This window comes from Pseudomonas sp. RC10-4-2 (assembly GCF_050433085.1).
Classification (GTDB): Bacteria; Pseudomonadota; Gammaproteobacteria; order Pseudomonadales; family Pseudomonadaceae; genus Pseudomonas; species Pseudomonas aeruginosa.
The window spans coordinates 12,536-32,338 of record NZ_JBNPXX010000005.1 but is presented as its reverse complement, the minus strand read 5'-3'; the positions used below and the strand labels follow the sequence as shown (position 1 = coordinate 32,338).

Below are 19,803 nucleotides of genomic sequence, written 5' to 3'. Positions count from 1 at the left end.
GCAGTTATCGGTCGGCTATTTGTTGTGCAACAGGCAAGGCAGGAACCCATTTATCGCGATGCGGAGCAGAGACTCGCGCGACGCTCGTTGGACCGAAACTGAGCGTCAGTTATTACAATTCATTTCAGCTGAGGAGCCTATGACACATCTTGCAATAGACTTTCTCAAACATAGATAAAGTAGGGCTTTTACCTGCCTGCGACAGGTTGTCGCAGGCCATACCCTAGCACAACAGTTGGAATACGCGAATATTCTTCGCTTCAAGCAGCATAACGCAAGGAAATCGCCCCCACGCCAGCATCGTGACCCGAGAGTCAGTGTCTATCGGCCTGCAACTGTACCCCTGCCGTTCGTCCAGATGCGCCAACTGTATCCGCCGCCGGGCCGGCGCTAACGCGCAGGCGCCAGAGCAGCGCGGCGGCCAGCAGGGCGCTGGCTCCGGCCACCAGCATAGCCAGACGGAAGCCCTCGGCCAGCGCGGCCGGCAGCTCGGCGTCGAGCCCCGCCAGGGAACCAGGCAAGCGATGGGACGTGACCGCCTGGGTGGCGAGCCGTTGCGCATCGGCAATCCCCAGCCCCTCCAGCCGATCGCCCAGGACGACGATCGCCCGCCCGCTCAGCAGCGCTCCCAGCAACGCGATGCCGACGGCCATGCCGGCCTGGCGCAGGGTATTCATGGTCGCCGAGGCCATCCCGGAACGCTCGCGGGCCACGCTCGCCATGACCGCCAGACCGGTGCCGGGAACGGCCAGGCCCATGCCCAGGCCGAGCGCCACCAGCAACAGGCCGACCCAGGGATACGCGGTTCCCGTACCGCAAGCGGCCAGCGCCAGCATGGCCAGGCCGATCACCAGGTAGCCCAGCACCAGCAGGCGTCGCAGCGGTACGTGCCGCTGCAACCGGCCGAACAGCATGGACAGTGCGCCCATGGCGAGGAACTGCGGCGCCAGGTAGAAGCCGGCCTGCTGCGCCGAGGCACCCTGCACCTGCTGGAAGAACAGGGAGAGGAAGAACAGGCTGGCGTAGCCGGAAAAACCGAGGACGAACGAGGCCAGGTTGCAGACGGCGAACCCGGCCTGGCGGAACAACCCCAGGGGCAGCAGCGGTCGGGCGGTCCGCCGCTCGACGAAGAGGAAGCCAAGCAGGCCGACCCCGGCCAGGAGCAGCGCCGGCCAGGCCGTGGGAGACAACCAGCCGCCCTCTCCCGCGGCGATCAGGGCGTAGGTCAACGCTCCCAGCCAGACCACGCTGAGCAACTGCCCCAGGGGATCGAAGGCGGCGTGCTCGGGGTGCGCGGTTTCCTCGATGCCCCACAGGCCCAGGGCGAGCGCCAGCAGGCCGAGCGGCAGGTTGATCAGGAAGATGCTCTGCCAGCCGGCGTGCTCCACCAGCAGGCCGCCGAGCAGCGGGCCGAGGATCAGCGACAGCGCGCTGAAGGAGGTCCAGCCGCCGATCACCTGGGCGCGCTGGCCGGGATCGTGGAAAGCCTGGGTAAGGATCGACAGCGCGCCGGGTATCAACAGCGCCCCGGCGATGCCCTGGACCGCGCGTCCGAACAGCAGCAGCGGCAGCGAGGTGGCCAGCGCGCAGAGCAGCGAACCGAAGCTGAACAGGCCGACCCCGAGCAGCCAGGTGAGCTTGCGGCCGTAGCGGTCGCTCAGCGGTCCGGAAGACAGCATGAAGGCGCTCAGGCACAGCGCATAGGCGTCGACCACCCACTGCAGGCCGGCCAGGTCGGTATCCAGGGCGTACTGCAGCGTCGGCAGGGCGAGGTTGACGATGCTGATGTCGAGCGAGGCGATGAAGGTTCCCAGGTAAATGGCGGCGACCAGGGCGACACGACGCGAAGGGTTCATGGAGTACTCCGATGAGAGGGCGCTGGCCCAGGAATAATCCATTGACCGACGGTCAGTCAATAAATATCGCGAAACATTCTCATCTTCCTGTCATGCCTCGTCTTCCCCCCCACGCTCTTTTACACTGCGGCCAACCCAACCACCGGACCCGCGCTCCATGCCCGATCGCCACGCCGAACAGCCTGCCCGCCAACCGCGCACCAAGCCTGCGGAGGTTCGTCTCGAGGAACTGATGGCGGCGGCGCAGCAACTGTTCCTAGACAAGGGTGTGGACGCCACCACCATCAGCGACATCGTCGCTGCCGCGGGGGTCGCCAAGGGTACCTTCTATCACTACTTCCAAGCCAAGACCGACATCCTCCTGGCCCTGCGCGAGCGCTTCACCCAGGCTTTCCAGCAGCGCATCGCGAATGCCGTCGAGGCCTGTCCGGCGAACGACCATCCCGGCCGCCTGCGCGCCTGGACCGAGAGCGGCCTGGCGGGCTACCTGGAGGGCTACCGGCTGCACGATGTGGTCTACAGCGAGCACCATCACCACCAGCGCGGCAACCAGGAGCGCGACCGCGTGCTGGAGCAATTGGCGGAGCTACTGGAGAACGGCGCGGCGGCCGGCGCCTGGCCGCTGCGCAACCCACGGCTGAACGCCCTGCTGCTCTACTCCGGGCTGCATGGCGCCGCCGACGACGCCATCGCCGGCGGCCGCCTGGATACCCAGCCGCTGGCCGGCGAACTCGCCGATGCCTTCCTGCGCCTGCTCGGTGCCAGCGACTGAGGCAGGCTCAGCCGCAGAAGGTTTCCTGCAGGTGGCGCCAGTACAGCCGCCCTTCGTCGTCACGGTGCAGGACTACGGTGGACAGGCGCTCGCTGCGACCCGCCGCGTCGGACTGGATTTCCCGATAGGCCAGGGTCGCGCCATCCACGCCTGAAGCCAGCAGACTCTCGCCGTCGATCTCGATGCGCAGCCCAGGACGGGTGCCGCCCTTGCTGCGGAACAGCTCGCCCAGAGCAGTCTTGTCCAGGACCACGCCATGCGGCGTGACCATCGAGAAGTCCTCGGCGAAACGCGCCATCAACGCATCCAGCGCGTCAGCCCGTGAGTCGCCGGCCAGCCAGTCGCGGATCGCCACGTGGGCATGGTGGATTTCCCGGCGGTAGGCACAAGTCATGGTGTAGCTCCTTTCAGGTCTGGACCAGGGCGCGAACCCCGGCGGAATCGATACGCCTCACCCACGGCAGAGGCAATAGCGTGAAAGCGGCGGCGAACAGGAAGCAGTGGACGAAGGCCGCGGGGTCGGCCCGCGCCTGCAACAGGTTGAGCAACCCACCGAGCACGGCCATGCCCAGGCAGAACGCCAGTTGCCGATTGATGTTCCACAAGGCGCTGGCATGGCCCATGCGCGCCGCCGGGACGTCGAGCAAGGCCATGCCCTGTGCCGCGCTGCTACACAGGCTGCCGCCGAATCCCATGGTCGCGTAGGCCCCCGCCAGTTGCCAGAAGCCGCTCCCCTCCCCGCTTCGAGCCAGCCACAGCAGGCCGCCGGCCTGTATCGCCATGCCCGCCAGCAGCAAGGATTTCGGCCCCCAGCGATTGAAGCGTCGCCGGGTCAGGCCGATGGCCAGGCCGGCCGCCAGCGCCCAGGGCAGCATCAGCGCACCGGCACGGCTCGCGCTGAGGCCGAGGGGGCGTTGCAGATAGAGCATGGCGACCAGGTTGGCGCCCATGAAGGCTCCCGGCACGCAGAGATAGACCAGCATCGCCGTACGCAGCAATGGCGCCTCCAGCAAGCCAAGGTCGAGCAGCGCGTCGGTACGAGCGCGCCCGTCACGCCAGTAGCAGCAGCCCAGCACGCAGGCCAGCAGCGCCAGGAGCAGGCCACGCCCGCCGCCGCCGGGCGATCCCAGCCAGGCGAGCGCCACCAGCAGCGTGGCCAGCGCCGCCGAGCCGAGCAGCAGGCCGCGCAGGTCCAGGCGCTGCGCCGCATGCTTGTGCCTGGGCAGCCAGCGCATCGCCAGGGCCAGCACCAGCAGCGCCGGCGCCACGCTGGCGAAGAAGATCCCACGCCAGGACAGGCTGTCCACCAGCCAGCCGCCGAGGGCAGGCGCCACGGCGGGAACGATCAGCGCCACCAGCATCACCCGTGCGGTCAGGCCGGCCCGTGCCGACGCCGGGACATTCCGATAGGCCATGGCCTGGCCGAGGGGGATCAGCAACCCGCCGGCCAACCCCTGGCACAGGCGCCAGACGATCAACGTCGCCGCCGATCCAGCCAGGCCGCAACCCAGCGAAGCGCTGGCGAAACCGGCCAGTGCCAGCAGCATCAGTCGCCGTTCTCCCAGGCGCGAAGCGAGCCAGACGCTCAACGGAATCACCAGGGTCAAGCCGAGCAGGTAGGTGTTGCCGATCCACGCCAGGGTCGCCACCGAAGCGCCAAGGGAACGCCCGATGTCCGGGTAGGCGACGCTGGCGATGAAGATGTTCACCAGGTCCAGGGCGAACCCCAGCAGGTACAAAGTGGCCAGGCGGGACGGTTGATTCATGGGCGCTCCGGAGGTTTGCCGGGGAGCATAGCGAGGCGCTCGCGCTATCTGGAGAGGCTAATCGCGCATAGACTGTCAAATCGAATTTGACAATAGGGACGCCTTCCATGGTCAGCCTCGACCGCTTCGAAACCTTTCGCGCCGTGGTCGACTGCGGTTCCCTCAGCGCCGCCGCCGACACCCTCGGCCAGACGCGTGCGGTAGTCAGCTTCAACCTCAAGCGGCTGGAGGCCGAGCTGGGCGTTTCTCTGCTCAGCCGCAGCACCCGGCGGATGGCCCTGACCGATGCTGGCGAACGCTTCTACCAGCGCTGCGTGAAGGTGCTCGACGAGGCGCGCCTGGCCATCGACGACGCCCGCGCCGAGCATGGCGAACTGCGTGGCAGCCTGCGCGTCACCACCACCCAGGAATACGGCCTGCGCCAACTGGTGCCGGCCCTGCAGGCATTCGCCCGGCTGCACCCGGCGTTGCAGGTACAATTGTCGACCTCATCGCTGCATGCCGACCTGATTGGCGAACGCTTCGACGTCGCCATCCGCCTGGGGCGCCTGGAGGACTCCACCCACCATGCGGTGCAACTGGCCAGCTTCGAGGTCCTGGCGGTGGCCAGCCCGGCCTGCCTGGCGGCGCTCGGCGAACCGCCGCCGACCGACCTGGAGAGTCTGGAGCGCCTGCAGAATCTCGGTCACAGCCGGCTGGCGGACTCCCTGCCCTGGCAAGTACGCGCCCCCGACGGCGCCCTGCGCAGCTACCGCGGACCGCGCCATCCCATGCTGCTGGCCGACAACGCCGCGGCCCTGCGCGCCTTTGCCCTCGACGGCCTGGGTATCGCCGTGCTGCCGGACTGGCTGGTGCAGGCCGACTTGCGCTGCGGCGCACTGCAACGCCTGCTGGCGGACCACGGGTTTCCGCTCCAGGGCGTGCATGCCGTTTATCCGCCGACCCGCCACCTGCCGTCGAAGGTCCGCGCGTTCATCGACTTCCTCAAGACTCGCCTGGGGCACCCGGACGCCGGTTAGAAAACCGAGGCCGCCGCGGTTGCCCGCGGCGGCCTCGGCACAGACGTGGCTCAGTTACCCTGCGGCATCTCGCCGCGCGCCAGGCGCGCATTGATGTCGCGGACCACCGCCGGCAGCTCGGCGATGGTCTCGATCAGGTAGTGCGGACGCGAACCTTCGAACATCTGTTCGATACGCGTCCGCTCGCGCTCCAGTTCGGCCGCCGGCAGCGCCTTGTACTGCTCGTAGGTGAGGCCCAGGGCATTGCCCGAGCAGGTCAGCGCCACCGTCCACATCCCGGCGCGGCGCCCTTCGAGGATACCCGGCCAGGTGTCGTCGACCTTCACGCAGGCCGCCACATCGTCGATCCCCAGGGCGATCACGTTGGCCAGCGCCTGGGCCGGCCATGGCCGGCCGTTGGGCACTTCGTCGGTGGCCACCACGTGGTCGGCGACGTAACCGTTGGTCTCGGCCAGGGCTACCACCTTCTCCATCACCACCGCCGGATAACCGGAACAGGAACCGATCTTCAGGCCCATCCCGCGGAGTTCGGCGATCGCCTGCAGGGCGCCGGGGATCAGCGCCGAATGTTCGGCGATCTTTTCGATCTGCAGCGGCATGAAGCGCTCGTAGATGGCGGTGACATCGTCGTCGCTGGGCAGGCGGCCGAAGACGGCGCGGTAGCGCTCGGCGATCGCCGGGATGTCGCAGAGGGTGCGGATGTGGTCCCACTTGCCCATTCCCATCGGACCGCGCGCTTCCTCCAGGCTGACCTGGACGCCGAATTCGGCGAAAGCCTCGACGAAGATCTGGGTCGGCGCGAAGGAGCCGAAATCGACCACGGTTCCCGCCCAGTCGAGGATGGCGGCCTGGAGGGTGGCTGGCTGGTTGTAATTCATTGTCGTGAACCCTTTTCTGCTCGTTGTCGTTCAGTTCAGATCTCGAGGACTTCCAGTTCGCGCAGCGCCTCGCCGATGGCGGCGACCGCCTGCCGCATCTCCGCGGCGTCGACGTGGCCGATGCAGCCGACGCGGAAGGTTTCCACCTGGGTCAACTTGCCCGGATAGAGGATGAAGCCCTTCTCCCGCACGCGTTGGTAGAAGTCGGCGAAGCGGTAGCGCGGATCGCGCGGCGCGTGGAAGGTAACGATGATCGGCGCCTGGATTTCCGCCGGCAGGAAGCTGCGGAAACCGAGCCGGGCCATCTCGCCGAGCAGCGTTTCGCAATTGCTCGCGTAGCGCCGCTGGCGCGCCGGCAGGCCGCCCTCCTCTTCGTACTGGCTGAGCGCTTCGTGCAGGGCGGCGACCACATGGGTCGGCGGGGTGAAGCGCCACTGCCCGGTCTTGCGCATATAGGCGTGCTGGTCCTGCAGGTCCATGGCCAGGGAGTGGCAGTTGCCGGCGCTGGCTTCCAGGGCGGCGCTGCGGGCGAAGACGAAGCCCATCCCGGGGACGCCCTCCAGGCACTTGCCGGAGGCGGCGATCAAGGCATCGAACGGAACTTTCCGGGCATCGATCCCGATCGCCCCGAAGGAGCTCATGGCATCGACGATCAGGCGCTTGCCGTGACGCTCGACGACCTTGGCGATGGCCTCGAGCGGATTGAGGATGCCGGTGCTGGTCTCGCAGTGGATCAGCGCCACATGGCTGATCGCCGGATCGGCGGCCAGCAGACGCTCGACGTCAGCGGCGGTGGTCGGCACGTTCTCTTCGGTCTCGAAGGTGCTGAAGGGCCGTTGCAGAACCTCGCAGATCTTCGCCAGGCGCTTGCCGTAGGCACCGTTGATCAACACCAGGACCTTGCCGTCGCGCGGCACCAGGGTGCCGATCGCCGCTTCCACGGCGAAGGTGCCGCTGCCCTGCAACGGTACGCAGGTGTGGCTGCCTTCGCCGCCTACGATCTTCAGCAGGCGCTGGCAGACGCTGGCGGTGAGTTCGTTGAAATCGCTGTCCCAGGAGCCCCAGTCGACCATCATCGCCCGACGGGTACGGTAGGAGGTGGTCAGCGGACCGGGGGTCAGCAGGATGGGTGCGCGTTCGGCAGTGCTCATGCTCATTTCCTCTGCGGGAATCGGCCAAAGAAACCGGATCGGGCTTCGCGGTCCGGGCGGTCGTTCCGCGCCGGCGTTCCAGGGAAGCCTGGAGACATAAGGTGAGCGCCGCGCTACTATCGTTCAAATTGTTTGTTCCGATGCCAGCCATAAGCCAGGCCGATACCATGAATCTCTTCCAGCTCCGCGCCTTCGACGCCGTCGCCCGCGAAGGCAGTTTCACCCGCGCCGCCGAGCGCCTGTGCATCAGCCAGCCGGCGGTGACCGGACACGTCAAGGCACTCGAGGAGCACTACCAGGTCACCCTGTTCCGGCGCACCGCCCGGCGCATCGAACTGACCGAGGAGGGCTCGCGCCTGGTGGCGATCACGCGCACCCTGTTCGCCCTGGAGGAAGAAGCCGAGGCCCTGCTCGACGCCAATCGACAATTGGTCTCCGGCCGCCTCGAAGTCGCCGCCGACGGCCCGCACCTGGTGATGCCGATGCTCGCCCGGCTGCGCGCGAGCTATCCGGGAATCACCGTCAACCTGCGTCTGGGCAACGCCCAGGAGACCCTCGCGGCGCTGCTCAGCGAACACGTCGACGTCGCCGTGCTGACCGAGGTCGAGGCGCGTCCCGGGCTGTTCCTGGAGGAGTTGGTGAATTCGCGCATCTGCGCCCTGTTGCCTCGCCAGCATCCCTGGTGCGAACGCAACGAAGGCGTACCGCTGGAAGAGCTCGACCAGCAGATCATGGTGCTGCGCGAACCCGGTTCGATCACCCGCCGCACCTTCGACCGCGCCTGTGCCGAGCAGGGCGTGCAGCCACGGGTGCTGCTGGAGCTGGACAGCCGGGAAGCGGTGACCGAAGCGGTGGCCGCCGAACTGGGCGTCGGCGTGGTGTCTTCCCTGGAGGTCGGCAACGATCCGCGGGTTCGCGCGGTGCCGCTGGTCGGTCCCGAGCTGACCAACCGCCACCTGATCGGCTGCCTGGAGAAGCGCCGCGGCCTACGGGTGATCAGGGCATTCCTGGAACTGGCGGCGGCCTGAGTCGCGCCTCAGCTCCAGTGACGCTCGCGGGTGCGGCGGTCTTCGCCGAAGCCGAACAGCGAGGCCAGCGAATACACGATCAGCTCGGCGATCCAGGCGACCAGCAAGGCGCAGCCCAGGCCCCAGGCGATCACCTCGGGCTTGAGCAGGACCTGGTAGCTGTAGCTGGCATAGGTTTCCATCAGCAACTCATGGTTCGGTGCGCGCAGCATGTGCCAGGCGCGGGCGTACCAGGGACCCTGCATGGCCTGCCACTCAGCGTCGAGCATGCGCGCGCGACGCATCAGGCGGTCGAGGTTCTCGCCGTCGCGCTGGAACACCGGATCGCTGTTGCTGCGGTAATGCCTGACCAGTTCCTCCAGGCTACCGTTGAAGAACTGCCCGGCGGTCTGCTGGAAGCCCTGGATGTTCTGCGCGGCCTCCAGGCGATGGGCGTCGACGCGCTTGGCGTAGTCGTCGATGAAACCGGGCACCTGCACCCCGAGCAGCAGGCCCAGGGTGAACAGCAGCAGTCTCAGGTAACTGCGGAACATGCGCTCTCCTCGTTCACGGCGGCGATTCAGACCCGCCCCTTGGCCAACACCTCGCCGCCCCACCAGAGGACCCACTCGCCGCTCTGCTGCAAGGTCCAGTTCTCGTTGTCGGTGAGCGGCTCGGTGGCGATCACCGTGACCACATCGTCCGGCGTGGTTTCCGCATGGAAGTCCACGGTCAGGTCGGCATCCTTCAACCGCGCCGGGCCGAATGGCGCACGGCGGGTAATGTAGGCGAGTTTGCTGGAGCAGAAGGTGAACAGCCAGTCGCCGTCGCTGATCAGGGCATTGAACACACCTTTCTTGCGATATTCGTCACAGGCCGAGATCAGCACCGGCAACAGCACCTCCACCGGCACCGGCTCGGGGAAAGCCCGGCGCACGCGGTTCAGCAGGTCGCAGAAGGCCGCCTCGCTGTCGGTCTCGCCGACCGGGCGGTAGAAACCGGGCTTGGGCTGGAAGTCGGCCAGTTGGCCATTGTGCGCGAAGGTCCAGTAGCGCCCACCGAGTTCGCGGATGAAGGGGTGGGTGTTGCTCAGCCCGACCTTGCCGACGTTGGCCTGGCGGATGTGCCCGATGACCGTCTCGCTCTTGATCGGGAAGCGCTGCACCAGCCGCGCCACCTCCGAATCGACGCTCGCCAGCGGGTCCTGGAACAGCCGCACGCCGCGTCCTTCGTAGAAGGCGATGCCCCAACCGTCGCGGTGCGGGCCGGTACCGCCGCCGCGCTGCATCAGTCCGGTGAAGCTGAAGACGATGTCCGTCGGGACGTTGGCGCTCATGCCCAATAGTTCACACATGGCTCAAACCTCCCTGAGCAAGGCTGTACGTAGTAGTTCTCGTTCCCGCTGCAGACGCGCCTGCAGGCTCGCGCGACCGACCGGCAGGAAACGGGTCAGGGCGCGCCAGAGCAGTCGCGGCAGGTCGCCGCGACGCCGGGGAATCAGGTGCAGATGCAGGTGCGCCACGTGCTGGTTGGCCGCCACGCCATCGTTGAGCAACAGGTTGATGCCTTCCACGCCGAAACCGGCCCGGCGCAATGCGCGACCGATACGCTCGGCGAGCGCCAGGAGGGCGTCGCGGGCGGCGGCGGAAAGATCGCTCAGGTGCGGGGCGTGCTCGCGGGCTACGATCAGCACGTGCGCCGGTCGCAGCGGAAAGATGTCCAGCAGGACGATGAAATGCTCGTCCTCGAAGAGTCTGTGCGCCGGCTCGCGGCCACCCGCTATGGCGCAGAACACGCAATCCATGGGAAATCCCGACATAGGCCTCGCCTCATGCTGAACGCCTGCCGGGCGTAGCGCAAGAATGGATTTCGTCGCGAAAGGCTACAGGCGCGGCTCGATGCGCATGCGCCGGTCGCCGTGCTCGTCGGTGCGGGTGTCGACGTCCGGCATCAACTCGGGCTGCATCATCTGCCGCAGGGTCGGCTCGTCCTCGGCGTCCTGCGACGGATGCCGACGATTCTTCCAGGCCCGCTCCAGCGGCCAGCGGATGGCGGCGATCAGCAGGTACAGGCCGAAACCGAGCAGCGCCACCAGGGCCAGGTCAGAGACCGCGCGCCAGGCGTTGTTGCCGACCTTGAACACGACATCCAGCGCGGTGATGGCGATGGCCGGGGCGTAGAGGTCGTTCTGCGGGTCCACCGGAGTCGGCGTGAACAGCAGGATGAAGACGATCAGCCGCAGGGGTTCGCGCAGCCAGCGCCACATCCAGCCGGTCATCAGCCAGAACACCAGCATCAGGCCGAGTCCGGCGATGGCGTAGGCGCCCCAGGCGATCAGATAGTCTTGTTCATTCATGCGGCGTGCGTGGCGATAGCGGTGATGGGGGGCTTATGATAGCCGCTTTTGCATGCCGACGCGCCTACCCACCGATGGCGGGCGCCGCGCCGCCAGTTTTATTCAGATTTCCCGGCCTCGCGCATGGCCGGATCGACGAGGATTCCCGATGCCCCATCCGCAGCCCCCCATCGCCCGCCGCGACGCCGGAAGCGACCCCTACGCCTGGCTGGAGGAGCGCGACGCCCCGGAGGTGCTCGACTACCTGAAGGCCGAGAACGCCTACCTGGATAGCGAACTGGCCGACCAGGCCGGGTTGCGCGAGACCCTGTTCGAGGAGATCAGGGGACGCATCCGCGAGACCGACCTGTCGTTGCCCAGTCCGTGGGGTCCGTGGCTGTACTACCAGCGCACCACCGCCGGCGACGAATACCCGCGCCACTACCGCTGCCCGCGTCCGGCGGACGGCAGCCTGGCGGTCGACGAAGGCGCCGAGCAACTGTTGCTCGATCCCAACCAGTTGGCCGACGGCGGCTTCCTCTCCCTCGGCGCCTTCAGCATCAGCCCCGACCAGAGCCTGCTGGCCTACAGCCTGGACACCAGCGGCGACGAGATCTACCGCCTGTTCGTCAAGGACCTCGCCAGCGGCGCGGTGCAGGCCCTGCCCTTCGACGACTGCGACGGCAGCCTGACCTGGGCCAACGACAACCGCACGCTGTTCTTCGGCGAACTGGACGACACCCACCGCCCGCACAAGCTCTATCGCCACCGCCTGGGCGAGGCCGGCGCCGAGCTGGTGTTCGAGGAAGGCGACGGGCGCTTCTTCCTGCACTGCTACCGCTCCAGCTCGGAACGCCAGCTGATCCTCCTGCTCAACAGCAAGACCACCAGCGAGGCCTGGGTGCTCGACGCCGACCAGCCGCAGGGAACGTTCCGTTGCCTGGCGCCGCGCGAGGAAGGCCACGAGTACTACCCCGACCACGGTCGCCTCGACGGCCGGGGCCTGTGGCTGATCCGCAGCAACCAGGCGGGGATCAACTTCGCCCTCTACCAGGCCGAGGAGTCGCGGCCGACTCGCGAGCACTGGCAACTGCGCGTGGCCCACGACCCGCAGCGGACCCTGGAAGATGTCAGCCTGAACGCCGAGGCGGTGATCCTCGGCCTGCGCGACGGCGGCCTGCCGGTTATCGAGGTGCAACCGCAGGGCCTGCCGGCCTACCGCGTGCAGTTGCCGGACGCCGCCTACAGCCTCTACGTGCAGGACAGCCTGGAATTCGACAGCCCCTGCGTGCGACTGCGCTACGAGGCCCTGAACCGTCCGGCGCAGGTACGCCAGCTGAACCTCGCCGATGGCACGCAGACCGTCCTCAAGCAGACCCCGGTGGAAGGCCCATTCGACGCCGACGCCTACGCCAGCCGGCGCATCTGGGCCAGCAGCGGCGACGGCACGCAGGTGCCGGTCAGCCTGGTGGCGCGCAAGGAAGTCCTCGACGGCATCGCCGCCGGGCGCCCCGCGCCGCTCTATCTCTATGGCTACGGCGCCTACGGGCATAGCCTCGATCCCTGGTTCTCCCACGCCCGCCTGAGCCTGCTCGAACGCGGCTTCGTCTTTGCCATCGCCCATGTCCGTGGCGGCGGCGAACTGGGCGAAGCCTGGTACCGGGCCGGCAAGCTGGAACACAAGCAGAACAGCTTCGACGACTTCATCGCCTGCGCCGAGCACCTGCTCGCCGAGGGCTACTGCCGTCCCGAGGGTCTCGCCATCAGCGGCGGCAGCGCCGGCGGGCTGTTGATCGGCGCGGTGCTCAACCAGCGCCCGCAACTGTTCGGCGCGGCCATCGCCGAGGTGCCTTTCGTCGACGTGCTGAACAGCATGCTCAATCCGGACCTGCCGCTGACCGTCACCGAATACGATGAGTGGGGCAACCCGCAGGAGCCCGAGGTGCATGCGCGGATCGCCGCCTACGCGCCCTACGAGAACGTCAGGGCCCAAGACTACCCGCACCTGCTGGTGGTCGCCGGCTACAACGACAGCCGCGTGCAGTACTGGGAAGCCGCCAAGTGGGTGGCGAAACTGCGGGCGACCAGGACCGACGCCAACCTGCTGCTGCTCAAGACCGACCTCGGCGCCGGCCACGGCGGCATGAGCGGCCGCTACCAGGGGCTGAAGGACGTGGCGCTGGAATACGCCTTCCTGCTCAAGGTCCTCGGCCTGGTATGACCACCGCGGGGGCCGGCGACGCCGGCCTTCCGCCACGAAAAAGGGAACCTTCGTGAAACGACGCTTCTGGCCCGCCATGGGCCTGCTCGCCGCGATCATGCTGGCCGTCTACCTGGCGAATCCGTTCGGCACCGCCAGTCTCGACCCGCGCGCACGGCTCCTCGGCGTGGCGCTGTACAAGATCCCTTCGCGCTCGATGGAACCGACCTTGCAACAGGGCGACTTCATCCTCGCCAACGCCGCGCGCTACGCCTTCGCCGACCCGCAGGTCGGCGACCTGGTGGTGTTCCGCTTCCCGCCGCAGCGCAGCATCGCCTATGTGAAGCGCATCGCCGGGATACCCGGCGATCGCGTGCGGATCGATGGCGGCCGGCTCTACGTCAATGAGCGCCCGGTGACGGAGCCCTACCTGGCGCAACAGGCGCTGCGCCAGCCGGACTCCCTGCGCATGGCCGAGCGGACCGTCCCCGCCGGCCAATACTTCATGCTCGGCGACAACCGCGACAACTCCAACGACAGCCGCTACTGGGGCTACGTACCGCGCGCCGACCTGGTCGGCCGGGTGTTCGCCGTCTGGTATGCCGAGGACACCCGGCGCATCGGTTCGGTGCGCTGACGCCCCTCAGAAGAACTGGGTGACGCTGATCTTGGCGTTGCGTCCCTGGCTGTAGACCAGGTCGCCGCCCAGCGGCTGGCGATAGGAGCGGTTGAACAGGTTGTCCACGGTGAAGTCGATGCGGGTGTCCTTCAGGCCCAGCTTGGCCGGGACCCACTCGGCGAACAGCCGATGAGTGTCGTAGCTGTCGTTGGCCGCGTGATCCCAGTAGATATCGCCGGAACCGGTACCCATCCCGCCGCTGTAGCGATCGCTGGGCAGGCGGTCGGTCTTGCGCACGAACTCGCCCTGCCAGCCGAGCTTGGCATCCCATTCCGGAACCTTCAGGCCGAGCATGGCCACCCACTTCGGCGGCGGGATGTCGCGCGCCCACACGTTCGGTCCCCAGGGATTGCTGTAGGCCCCATCGTGCTTGCCGGTCATCCACGAGTAGGACAGGCTGCCGAACAGCCGCTGGCTGTCGTAGAAGCTCTCGATCTCGAAGCCCTTGATGGTCAGGCCCGGCAAGTTGCGGTAGTTGCTCAGCGGCAGCATGTCGCCGCAGCTACCACCGATACTGCCGTTGTCGATCGACTGCTGGCGGCAGCCGACGCTGCGGGTGCGGAATATCTCGTCCTTGATGCGGTTCTGGAACAACGTGGTGCGGATCTGCAGGCTGTCGCCGGCGACCAGCAGGTCCGGCAGGTTGATCACGCTGCCGCCACGGATCGCATGGATGCGCTCGGCGTCCAGGTCGCGGCTGCTGCCACCGATGGTCGAACTGTTCTGCACTTCGTACTGCTCGTCGATCACCGGCGCTCGCCAGGTCTCGGTGTAGTCGGCGAAGAACGCCAGGTTCGGCGTCGCGGTCCAGAACACCGACAGCCGCGGCGACCAGCCGGAGTAGGTCTGGGCGCGATAGTCATGGCCGAGCTTGGGATTGTCGTAGATCGGCGCCAGGTTGGCCTGGCCGTCGTTGCGCACGCTGTCGAAGCGCATCGATGGGGTGACGGTCAGGCTGCCGTAGGTGATCGCGTCCTGGATGTAGAAGCTCTGCGTGTCCTGCTTGCCGGCCGGCATGAATGCCGGTTGCAGCCAGCCGTAGTTGTAGCGCGGGGTCTCGTAGGTCTTGCCCGGCATGTGCATGAGGATGTCGCGCTTGTGCTTGTGCAGCGCCGCGCCCAGGGTCAGCTCGTGCTGTAGCGCTCCGGTATCGAAACGGCTGGTGTTGCGCAGCTCCAGGACCTTGTCCTGGTACTCGGTACGCATCCGTTTGCCACCGGTGGCGAGCTGGTAGAAGGCGGTGTCCTCGCGACGGTCGAGTTGCTCGGTGCGGGCGTCGGAATAGCTCAGTTGCAGGTCGATCCAGGGGTTGTCCAGCGGATGGTAGTTGTACTTGCCGGTCCAGGTGGTGTCGGTGGTATCGCGGTGGGCCAGCAGGCGGGTCAGGCCCAGCTCGTAGCCGTAGCGGTCGATGGTCCACTGGCTCGGCGGGGTCGGGTAGCTGCTGGCGGAGAACGGCGTCCAGCGCGAGCTTTTCGAGCGCAGGTAGGTGAAACCCAGGTCGTGCTCCTCGGTGGGGTGCAGGTTGAGCTTGAACAGGCCGGTCTTCTCGTCCTGGGCGCTGTTGGGCAGGCGCTTGGGGTTGATCGGGTAGTCGGTGGGCGACAGCGGCAGGTTGTCGGCCAGCTTCATGTCGCGGCCGTCGCGACCGTTGAGATAGAGCAGGGCATCGACGCGGCGGTCTTCGCTGCGACCGAACACGGCGCCGGAGTAGATCTTCTGCTGGTCGTTGGAGTGATAGCCGTACTTGAGCATGGCGCCGACGTCGCGGCCTTCGCGCAGCAGGTCCGGCGCGTCCTTGGTCTCCATGTGCACGGTACCGCCGAAGCCGCCATTGCCGGTGAACACCGAGTGCGGTCCCTTCTCCACCTCGATGCGCTTGATCATTTCCGGTTCGATGAACACGGTGCCCTGCTGGTAGCGCTCGAAGCCGCTCTTCTGCGCGCCGTCCAGGGTATAGGGCACGTCCTCGGCGTCGCCCAGGCCCCAGATGTTGGTGGTCTGTCCGCCCGGCTTGGGCGAGCCGCCCATGGTCACTCCGGGCAGGGTCTGCAGCAGGCTGGGGATGTTGTCCGCCTGCTGGCGTTCGATATCCCGCTGGGTCAGGGTCGAACGGCCGACGTTGCTGGCGTCCACTTCGCGACCGTTGCCGACGATGGTCTGCGCGTCCAGTTGCAGAGCGTTGTCGCTGTAGGCATCGACCTGGCGCCGGCGCACCACGTAGCCGCCGCCCGCCTCCACCAGCTCCAGCTCGGAACCGACCAGCAACCGCTCCAGCGCCTCGCGCACCCCGTAGCTGCCGCTCAGCGCCGGAGCGCGCAGGCCCCGCAGGAGCGACTCGTCGAACAGCACCTGGACCTGCGCCTGCTGCGCCAGGCGCGACAGCGAGGCGGCCAGCGGCTGCGCCGGCAGGTCGAAGCGTCGTTCGGCAGCGCTGGCGCCGGCGGCCCACAACGCGGCGCCGAGTACGGCGGCGGAACACAGCGGGCGCCAGGCGGCGCGGGTGAAAGGCAAGGTCATGCTGGAACTCTCCCCAAGTGACTGCTGGATGTCGCCGGCAGCGGCGACGGACAGCAGAGAAGACGCAGCAGGGAGAAAAACCCACATATGCGAATGAAAAATATTTTCATTGATGCTGACGACGCGCCTCAGCGCGCCAGGATCAGCACCTCGCCACCAGCCTGCGGCTGCACCCGCACCGGCAATAGCGCCGGCAGGGCGAGGAGAAAATCGTCGGGGCGGGCGATCCGCACCGTACCGGAGACCCGCTTGCCGGCAAGCCGGGGATCTCCCAGGCGGATCGGCGCGGCGCGATAGCGCGACAGTTCCTCCACCAGTTCGCCCAGCGGCTTGTCGCGGAACACCAGTTGCCCATCGCGCCAACTGGCGACCTGCTCCGGCGCCACATGGCCGAGTTCCAGGCGCTGCTCGGCGAGGTCCAGGCGCGCGCTGTCGCCAGCCAGCAGCACATGTTCGGCATCCTTCTCCAGGGACGGCTGCAACGCCACGCGCCCCTGTTTCACCGCCACGGCGAGGGCCTGCGCGTTGCGCCGGACGCTGAACTGAGTACCGAGTACGGTGACCCGGCTGTCGCCGCTGCCGACCCGGAAAGGCCGGGCCGGATCGTGGCTGACCACGAAGAACACCTCGCCTTTCTTCAACAGCACGTCGCGGGTGCGCTCGGCGTAACGCACCTGCACTTGGGTATCGACGTCGAGGAACAGCTTCGAGCCGTCCGCCAGGACCACCTCGCGCTGCTCGCCAGGCGCCGTGCCGTAGGCGAGGTTCGGCCCGAGCGACTGGTCGCGCCAGAACAGGGTGGCGACGAGCAGCGCGCAGAACACGAAGAACGCCGCCGCCAGCGCCCGTGGCAGGCGCCAGGCCGGCACCGGCTCGGGAATATCGTCCAGCGCCGGGCGCGGCAGGCCGTCGAATTCGCGCCAGAGCCGCTCCATGCCCTCGAGCGCTTCGCGATGGCGCGGATCGGCGCATAGCCAATCCTCCAGCTCGGCCCGGCAGGCAGCGCTGAAATGCCCGGAACGACGCCGGCTGAACCAGTAGGCGGCGCGGTGATCGATGTCCTCTTCGGTTTCGTCGGCGAACAGCGGTTCCAGTCGTTCCAGCGGCTTCATCCTTCGCCTCCCTGGCCAAGCCGCCGCTTGCAGTGCAGCAAGGCGCTGGCGATGTGCTTTTCCACCATGCTCAGGGAGATTCCCATGCGCTCGGCCACTTCGACCTGGGACAGGCCGTCGAACTTGTGCAGGACGAACGCTTCGCGCCGCCGCGGCGGCAGCTCGGCCAGCGCGGCCGCCAGGTGGCTGAGACGCTGCTGCTGTTCGAAACGCTCGCCCGGCCCGGCCGCCTCGCCTTCCAGCGCGGCGGGTTCGTCGTTCGCCGCCGGCCGGTCGAGATCCTGGCCGCGGCTCTGCTGCCGGCGCCAATGGTCGCGCAACAGGTTGCGGGCGATCTGGAAAAGAAATGCGCGCGGCTGCTCGACCGATTGCCGGCCCGGCCATTTCAGCCACTGGGCGAAAGTATCCTGGGCGAGGTCGGCGGCGTCCGCCGAACTGCCCAGGTGCTTGCGCAGGAAGCGCAGCAACTCGCCATGGAACGCCTGATAGGCATGCGAGACGGAACCACGGAAGCGCTCATCCATCCGTGCATCCTCCGGCGGCGCCCCCCGCGCCGTTGACCCGCTGCAACACCTCGCCTCCCCGCTTCCGTCGGATACGGAAGTCCCTTGCAAATATGCGAATGATAATACATATCATTTAACAAAGTAAGGAAGTGCGACGGACGCGAGCTCAGCCGGCGCGGAAGATCAGGTAGTCCTCCCAGTCGTCCTCGGCCACCTGGGTCTCGCTGAGCATGCGCCCGGACTGGGAAATGCGTTCCTTGTGGACCCGCTCCGGGTCGCCGCAGACCAGGTGGTGCCAGAGCGGCAGGTCCTTGCCTTCGGCAACCAGGCGATAGCCGCAGGTCGGCGGCAACCACTGGAACTCGTCGGCCTGCGCCGGGGTGAGCTGGATACAGTCGGGGACGAAACGGATGCGCTCGGCGTAGTTGGTGCAGCGGCAGCTTTGCAGGTCGAGCAGCTTGCAGGCGATACGCGTGTAGTAGACGCTGCCGTCGTCCTCGTCCTCGAGCTTCTGCAGGCAGCACAGGCCGCAACCGTCGCACAGCGACTCCCACTCGTCCTGGTCGAGTTGGGCGAGGGTCTTGCGTTTCCAGAAGGGTTCGACTTTGGCGGCCATGGCATCGGGGGCTGGTGAAAAGGCGCGATAGTCTAGTCCCCCGCCCCCTCCAGGCCAAGCACCGGCCGGCACATGGCTACTTCAGGTAGGAACGCAGCGCGGTCACCACCAGTTCCAGGTCTTCGCGACGCTGCTCCGCGCTCGCCTGCTCGGCGCCGAGGTGTTCGCGGATGTGCCCCTCCAGCACTTCGTTCATCAGGCCGTTCACCGCACCGCGGATCGCCGCGATCTGTTGCAGCACCGCCGCGCATTCGCTGCCCTCTTCCAGCGCCTGCTCCAGCGCCCGGGTCTGCCCGGCGATGCGGCGCACCCGCGCCAGGAGCTTCTTCTTCCCATGGATGGTATGGGCCACCGCTCTCTCCTCAAGGTAATATACTGGGGTATAGTATATTTTCGACGTCTCGACAGGACAGTAGCAAATGCCCGGCACCCCGACTACCCAGCCCCTGCGCCATTCCCATCGGTTCGACCAGGGCAACCCGCTGGCCGAGCGCAACACGCGCTGGGCGGTATTGCTCACCGCCTGCATGATGGTCGCGGAAATCGCCGGCGGCTGGCTGTTCAACTCCATGGCCCTGCTCGCCGACGGCTGGCACATGAGCTCCCATGCCCTGGCCCTGGGTCTTGCGGTACTCGCCTACGGCGCCGCGCGGCGCTATGCCAACGACCCGCGCTTCAGCTTCGGTACGTGGAAGATCGAGGTGCTCGGCAGCTACACCAGCGCTCTGCTGCTTCTGCTGGTGGCCGGGCTGATGCTCTACCAATCGGTCGAACGCCTGCTCGACCCCAGCCCGATCCACTACCAGCAGGCGATGCTGGTCGCCGCGCTCGGCCTGCTGGTCAATCTCGCCTGCGCCTGGCTGCTGCGCGACGGCCATGCCCACCACGGGCACGGCCACTCGCACCACCACCACCACCACGACCATCATGCCCACCGGCACGATCTGAATCTGCGCGCCGCCTACCTGCACGTGCTGGCGGATGCCGCCACCTCGCTGCTGGCGATCGTCGCGCTGGCCGGCGGCCTGCTGTGGAACGCGGCCTGGCTGGACCCGCTGATGGGTATCGTCGGCGCGGTACTGGTCAGTGTCTGGGCATGCGGCCTGATCCGGCAGAGCAGCCGGGTATTGCTGGATGCGCAGATGGACGCGCCGGTGGCTGCGGAAATCCGCGCGGCGATCGCCAGCAGCCCGCTGCCGGCGGAACTGCTCGACCTGCACCTGTGGCAGGTCGGCCAGGGCAAGTACGCCTGCCTGCTGAGTCTGCTGACCACCGAGGAAGGCAGCGCCGACTATTTCAAGCGCCGCCTGGCCGAGCATGAGGAACTGGTGCACATCACCGTCGAGGTGAACCCGCTGCTCCCGCTCGCCGCCTGAGGGAACGCGG

Annotated in this window: 20 protein-coding genes; 6 read left to right on the top strand and 14 right to left on the bottom strand. The window is 67.5% G+C overall.

Going from position 1 to position 19,803, the window contains the following annotated elements; translation table 11 throughout:
- Positions 1–314 precede the first annotated feature (314 nt).
- Positions 315–1,856: an MFS transporter gene (locus FHW81_RS21430; protein WP_023086419.1), complete on the bottom strand. Its 1,542-nt coding sequence runs from the start codon at positions 1,854–1,856 to the stop codon at positions 315–317.
- A gap of 157 nt (positions 1,857–2,013) precedes the next feature.
- Here FHW81_RS21430 and FHW81_RS21425 point away from each other — a divergent pair, with 157 nt between their 5' ends.
- Positions 2,014–2,628, top strand: a complete 615-nt coding sequence (locus FHW81_RS21425) for a TetR/AcrR family transcriptional regulator (RefSeq protein ID WP_003082696.1) — start codon at positions 2,014–2,016, stop codon at positions 2,626–2,628.
- Between the two features lie 7 nt (positions 2,629–2,635).
- On the opposite strand, the gene FHW81_RS21420 is transcribed toward FHW81_RS21425, so the two are convergent.
- On the bottom strand, positions 2,636–3,022 hold the full coding sequence (locus FHW81_RS21420) for a DUF4440 domain-containing protein (RefSeq protein ID WP_003082694.1): 387 nt from the start codon (positions 3,020–3,022) through the stop codon (positions 2,636–2,638).
- A 13-nt stretch (positions 3,023–3,035) separates the two neighbouring features.
- Positions 3,036–4,394 carry an MDR family MFS transporter gene (locus tag FHW81_RS21415; RefSeq protein WP_023085059.1) on the bottom strand — a complete coding sequence of 453 codons (1,359 nt, stop codon included), beginning with the start codon at positions 4,392–4,394 and terminating at the stop codon, positions 3,036–3,038.
- Between the two features lie 107 nt (positions 4,395–4,501).
- On the opposite strand from FHW81_RS21415, the gene FHW81_RS21410 reads away from it, so the two are divergent.
- Positions 4,502–5,413, top strand: a complete 912-nt coding sequence (locus FHW81_RS21410; protein WP_003082689.1) for a LysR family transcriptional regulator — start codon at positions 4,502–4,504, stop codon at positions 5,411–5,413.
- 50 nt (positions 5,414–5,463) lie between these two features.
- On the opposite strand, the gene phnX is transcribed toward FHW81_RS21410, so the two are convergent.
- Positions 5,464–6,291: a phosphonoacetaldehyde hydrolase gene (gene phnX / locus FHW81_RS21405; RefSeq protein ID WP_003100114.1), complete on the bottom strand. Its 828-nt coding sequence runs from the start codon at positions 6,289–6,291 to the stop codon at positions 5,464–5,466.
- Positions 6,292–6,326: 35 nt separating this feature from the next.
- Complete coding sequence (phnW, locus tag FHW81_RS21400; RefSeq protein WP_003086851.1) at positions 6,327–7,442, bottom strand: 2-aminoethylphosphonate--pyruvate transaminase; 1,116 nt, start codon at positions 7,440–7,442, stop codon at positions 6,327–6,329.
- A gap of 167 nt (positions 7,443–7,609) precedes the next feature.
- Between phnW and FHW81_RS21395 the strand changes: the two genes are divergently transcribed.
- Positions 7,610–8,470: a LysR substrate-binding domain-containing protein gene (locus FHW81_RS21395; RefSeq protein WP_003082684.1), complete on the top strand. Its 861-nt coding sequence runs from the start codon at positions 7,610–7,612 to the stop codon at positions 8,468–8,470.
- A gap of 8 nt (positions 8,471–8,478) precedes the next feature.
- Here FHW81_RS21395 and FHW81_RS21390 read toward each other — a convergent pair whose 3' ends face one another.
- The 4 genes from FHW81_RS21390 to FHW81_RS21375 form a co-directional block, all read right to left on the bottom strand.
- Entirely contained in the window at positions 8,479–9,003 is a 525-nt protein-coding gene (locus FHW81_RS21390; protein ID WP_003082681.1) for a DUF2937 family protein, read from the bottom strand.
- Between the two features lie 26 nt (positions 9,004–9,029).
- A complete protein-coding gene (locus FHW81_RS21385) occupies positions 9,030–9,803 on the bottom strand; it encodes a class II glutamine amidotransferase (protein ID WP_003082680.1) in 774 nt (257 codons plus the stop codon).
- 3 nt (positions 9,804–9,806) lie between these two features.
- Positions 9,807–10,268: an HIT family protein gene (locus tag FHW81_RS21380; RefSeq protein ID WP_003082677.1), complete on the bottom strand. Its 462-nt coding sequence runs from the start codon at positions 10,266–10,268 to the stop codon at positions 9,807–9,809.
- 63 nt (positions 10,269–10,331) lie between these two features.
- Complete coding sequence (locus tag FHW81_RS21375; RefSeq protein ID WP_003086834.1) at positions 10,332–10,805, bottom strand: hypothetical protein; 474 nt, start codon at positions 10,803–10,805, stop codon at positions 10,332–10,334.
- Positions 10,806–10,953: 148 nt separating this feature from the next.
- Here FHW81_RS21375 and FHW81_RS21370 point away from each other — a divergent pair, with 148 nt between their 5' ends.
- Together FHW81_RS21370 and lepB are read left to right on the top strand one after the other, a co-directional pair.
- Entirely contained in the window at positions 10,954–13,005 is a 2,052-nt protein-coding gene (locus FHW81_RS21370; RefSeq protein ID WP_003112365.1) for a S9 family peptidase, read from the top strand.
- 76 nt (positions 13,006–13,081) lie between these two features.
- Positions 13,082–13,621 carry a signal peptidase I gene (lepB, locus tag FHW81_RS21365; RefSeq protein ID WP_003082673.1) on the top strand — a complete coding sequence of 180 codons (540 nt, stop codon included), beginning with the start codon at positions 13,082–13,084 and terminating at the stop codon, positions 13,619–13,621.
- Between the two features lie 6 nt (positions 13,622–13,627).
- On the opposite strand, the gene hxuC is transcribed toward lepB, so the two are convergent.
- The 5 genes from hxuC to FHW81_RS21340 all read right to left on the bottom strand — a co-directional run bounded on the left by hxuC (position 13,628) and on the right by FHW81_RS21340 (position 18,769).
- Positions 13,628–16,183 (bottom strand): heme receptor HxuC, encoded by a 2,556-nt coding sequence (hxuC, locus tag FHW81_RS21360; protein ID WP_023090686.1) that lies wholly within the window; start codon positions 16,181–16,183, stop codon positions 13,628–13,630.
- A 128-nt stretch (positions 16,184–16,311) separates the two neighbouring features.
- Complete coding sequence (locus tag FHW81_RS21355; protein WP_023090687.1) at positions 16,312–17,295, bottom strand: FecR family protein; 984 nt, start codon at positions 17,293–17,295, stop codon at positions 16,312–16,314.
- On the bottom strand, positions 17,292–17,819 hold the full coding sequence (locus FHW81_RS21350) for an RNA polymerase sigma factor (RefSeq protein WP_003082669.1): 528 nt from the start codon (positions 17,817–17,819) through the stop codon (positions 17,292–17,294). The genes FHW81_RS21355 and FHW81_RS21350 overlap by 4 nt, the downstream gene beginning before the upstream one ends.
- 148 nt (positions 17,820–17,967) lie before the next feature.
- Positions 17,968–18,417, bottom strand: a complete 450-nt coding sequence (locus tag FHW81_RS21345) for a YcgN family cysteine cluster protein (protein WP_003082662.1) — start codon at positions 18,415–18,417, stop codon at positions 17,968–17,970.
- Positions 18,418–18,493: 76 nt separating this feature from the next.
- A complete protein-coding gene (locus FHW81_RS21340; RefSeq protein ID WP_003082658.1) occupies positions 18,494–18,769 on the bottom strand; it encodes a metal/formaldehyde-sensitive transcriptional repressor in 276 nt (91 codons plus the stop codon).
- 67 nt (positions 18,770–18,836) lie between these two features.
- On the opposite strand from FHW81_RS21340, the gene aitP reads away from it, so the two are divergent.
- Positions 18,837–19,793: a CDF family iron/cobalt efflux transporter AitP gene (aitP, locus tag FHW81_RS21335; protein WP_016851819.1), complete on the top strand. Its 957-nt coding sequence runs from the start codon at positions 18,837–18,839 to the stop codon at positions 19,791–19,793.
- The last annotated feature ends 10 nt before the right edge of the window (positions 19,794–19,803 follow it).

Bases quoted from the DNA above. Each gene is read 5' to 3' on its own strand.
- FHW81_RS21395 (WP_003082684.1), top strand. From the start codon at position 7,610: ATGAATCTCTTCCAGCTCCGCGCCTTCGACGCCGTCGCCCGCGAAGGC.
- FHW81_RS21390 (WP_003082681.1), bottom strand. From the start codon at position 9,003: ATGTTCCGCAGTTACCTGAGACTGCTGCTGTTCACCCTGGGCCTGCTG.
- phnW (WP_003086851.1), bottom strand. From the start codon at position 7,442: ATGAGCACTGCCGAACGCGCACCCATCCTGCTGACCCCCGGTCCGCTG.
- FHW81_RS21355 (WP_023090687.1), bottom strand. From the start codon at position 17,295: ATGAAGCCGCTGGAACGACTGGAACCGCTGTTCGCCGACGAAACCGAA.
- FHW81_RS21415 (WP_023085059.1), bottom strand. From the start codon at position 4,394: ATGAATCAACCGTCCCGCCTGGCCACTTTGTACCTGCTGGGGTTCGCC.
- FHW81_RS21385 (WP_003082680.1), bottom strand. From the start codon at position 9,803: ATGTGTGAACTATTGGGCATGAGCGCCAACGTCCCGACGGACATCGTC.
- FHW81_RS21375 (WP_003086834.1), bottom strand. From the start codon at position 10,805: ATGAATGAACAAGACTATCTGATCGCCTGGGGCGCCTACGCCATCGCC.
- hxuC (WP_023090686.1), bottom strand. From the start codon at position 16,183: ATGACCTTGCCTTTCACCCGCGCCGCCTGGCGCCCGCTGTGTTCCGCC.
- aitP (WP_016851819.1), top strand. From the start codon at position 18,837: ATGCCCGGCACCCCGACTACCCAGCCCCTGCGCCATTCCCATCGGTTC.
- FHW81_RS21420 (WP_003082694.1), bottom strand. From the start codon at position 3,022: ATGACTTGTGCCTACCGCCGGGAAATCCACCATGCCCACGTGGCGATC.
- FHW81_RS21345 (WP_003082662.1), bottom strand. From the start codon at position 18,417: ATGGCCGCCAAAGTCGAACCCTTCTGGAAACGCAAGACCCTCGCCCAA.
- FHW81_RS21380 (WP_003082677.1), bottom strand. From the start codon at position 10,268: ATGTCGGGATTTCCCATGGATTGCGTGTTCTGCGCCATAGCGGGTGGC.
- FHW81_RS21410 (WP_003082689.1), top strand. From the start codon at position 4,502: ATGGTCAGCCTCGACCGCTTCGAAACCTTTCGCGCCGTGGTCGACTGC.
- FHW81_RS21370 (WP_003112365.1), top strand. From the start codon at position 10,954: ATGCCCCATCCGCAGCCCCCCATCGCCCGCCGCGACGCCGGAAGCGAC.
- lepB (WP_003082673.1), top strand. From the start codon at position 13,082: ATGGGCCTGCTCGCCGCGATCATGCTGGCCGTCTACCTGGCGAATCCG.
- FHW81_RS21425 (WP_003082696.1), top strand. From the start codon at position 2,014: ATGCCCGATCGCCACGCCGAACAGCCTGCCCGCCAACCGCGCACCAAG.
- phnX (WP_003100114.1), bottom strand. From the start codon at position 6,291: ATGAATTACAACCAGCCAGCCACCCTCCAGGCCGCCATCCTCGACTGG.
- FHW81_RS21430 (WP_023086419.1), bottom strand. From the start codon at position 1,856: ATGAACCCTTCGCGTCGTGTCGCCCTGGTCGCCGCCATTTACCTGGGA.
- FHW81_RS21350 (WP_003082669.1), bottom strand. From the start codon at position 17,819: ATGGATGAGCGCTTCCGTGGTTCCGTCTCGCATGCCTATCAGGCGTTC.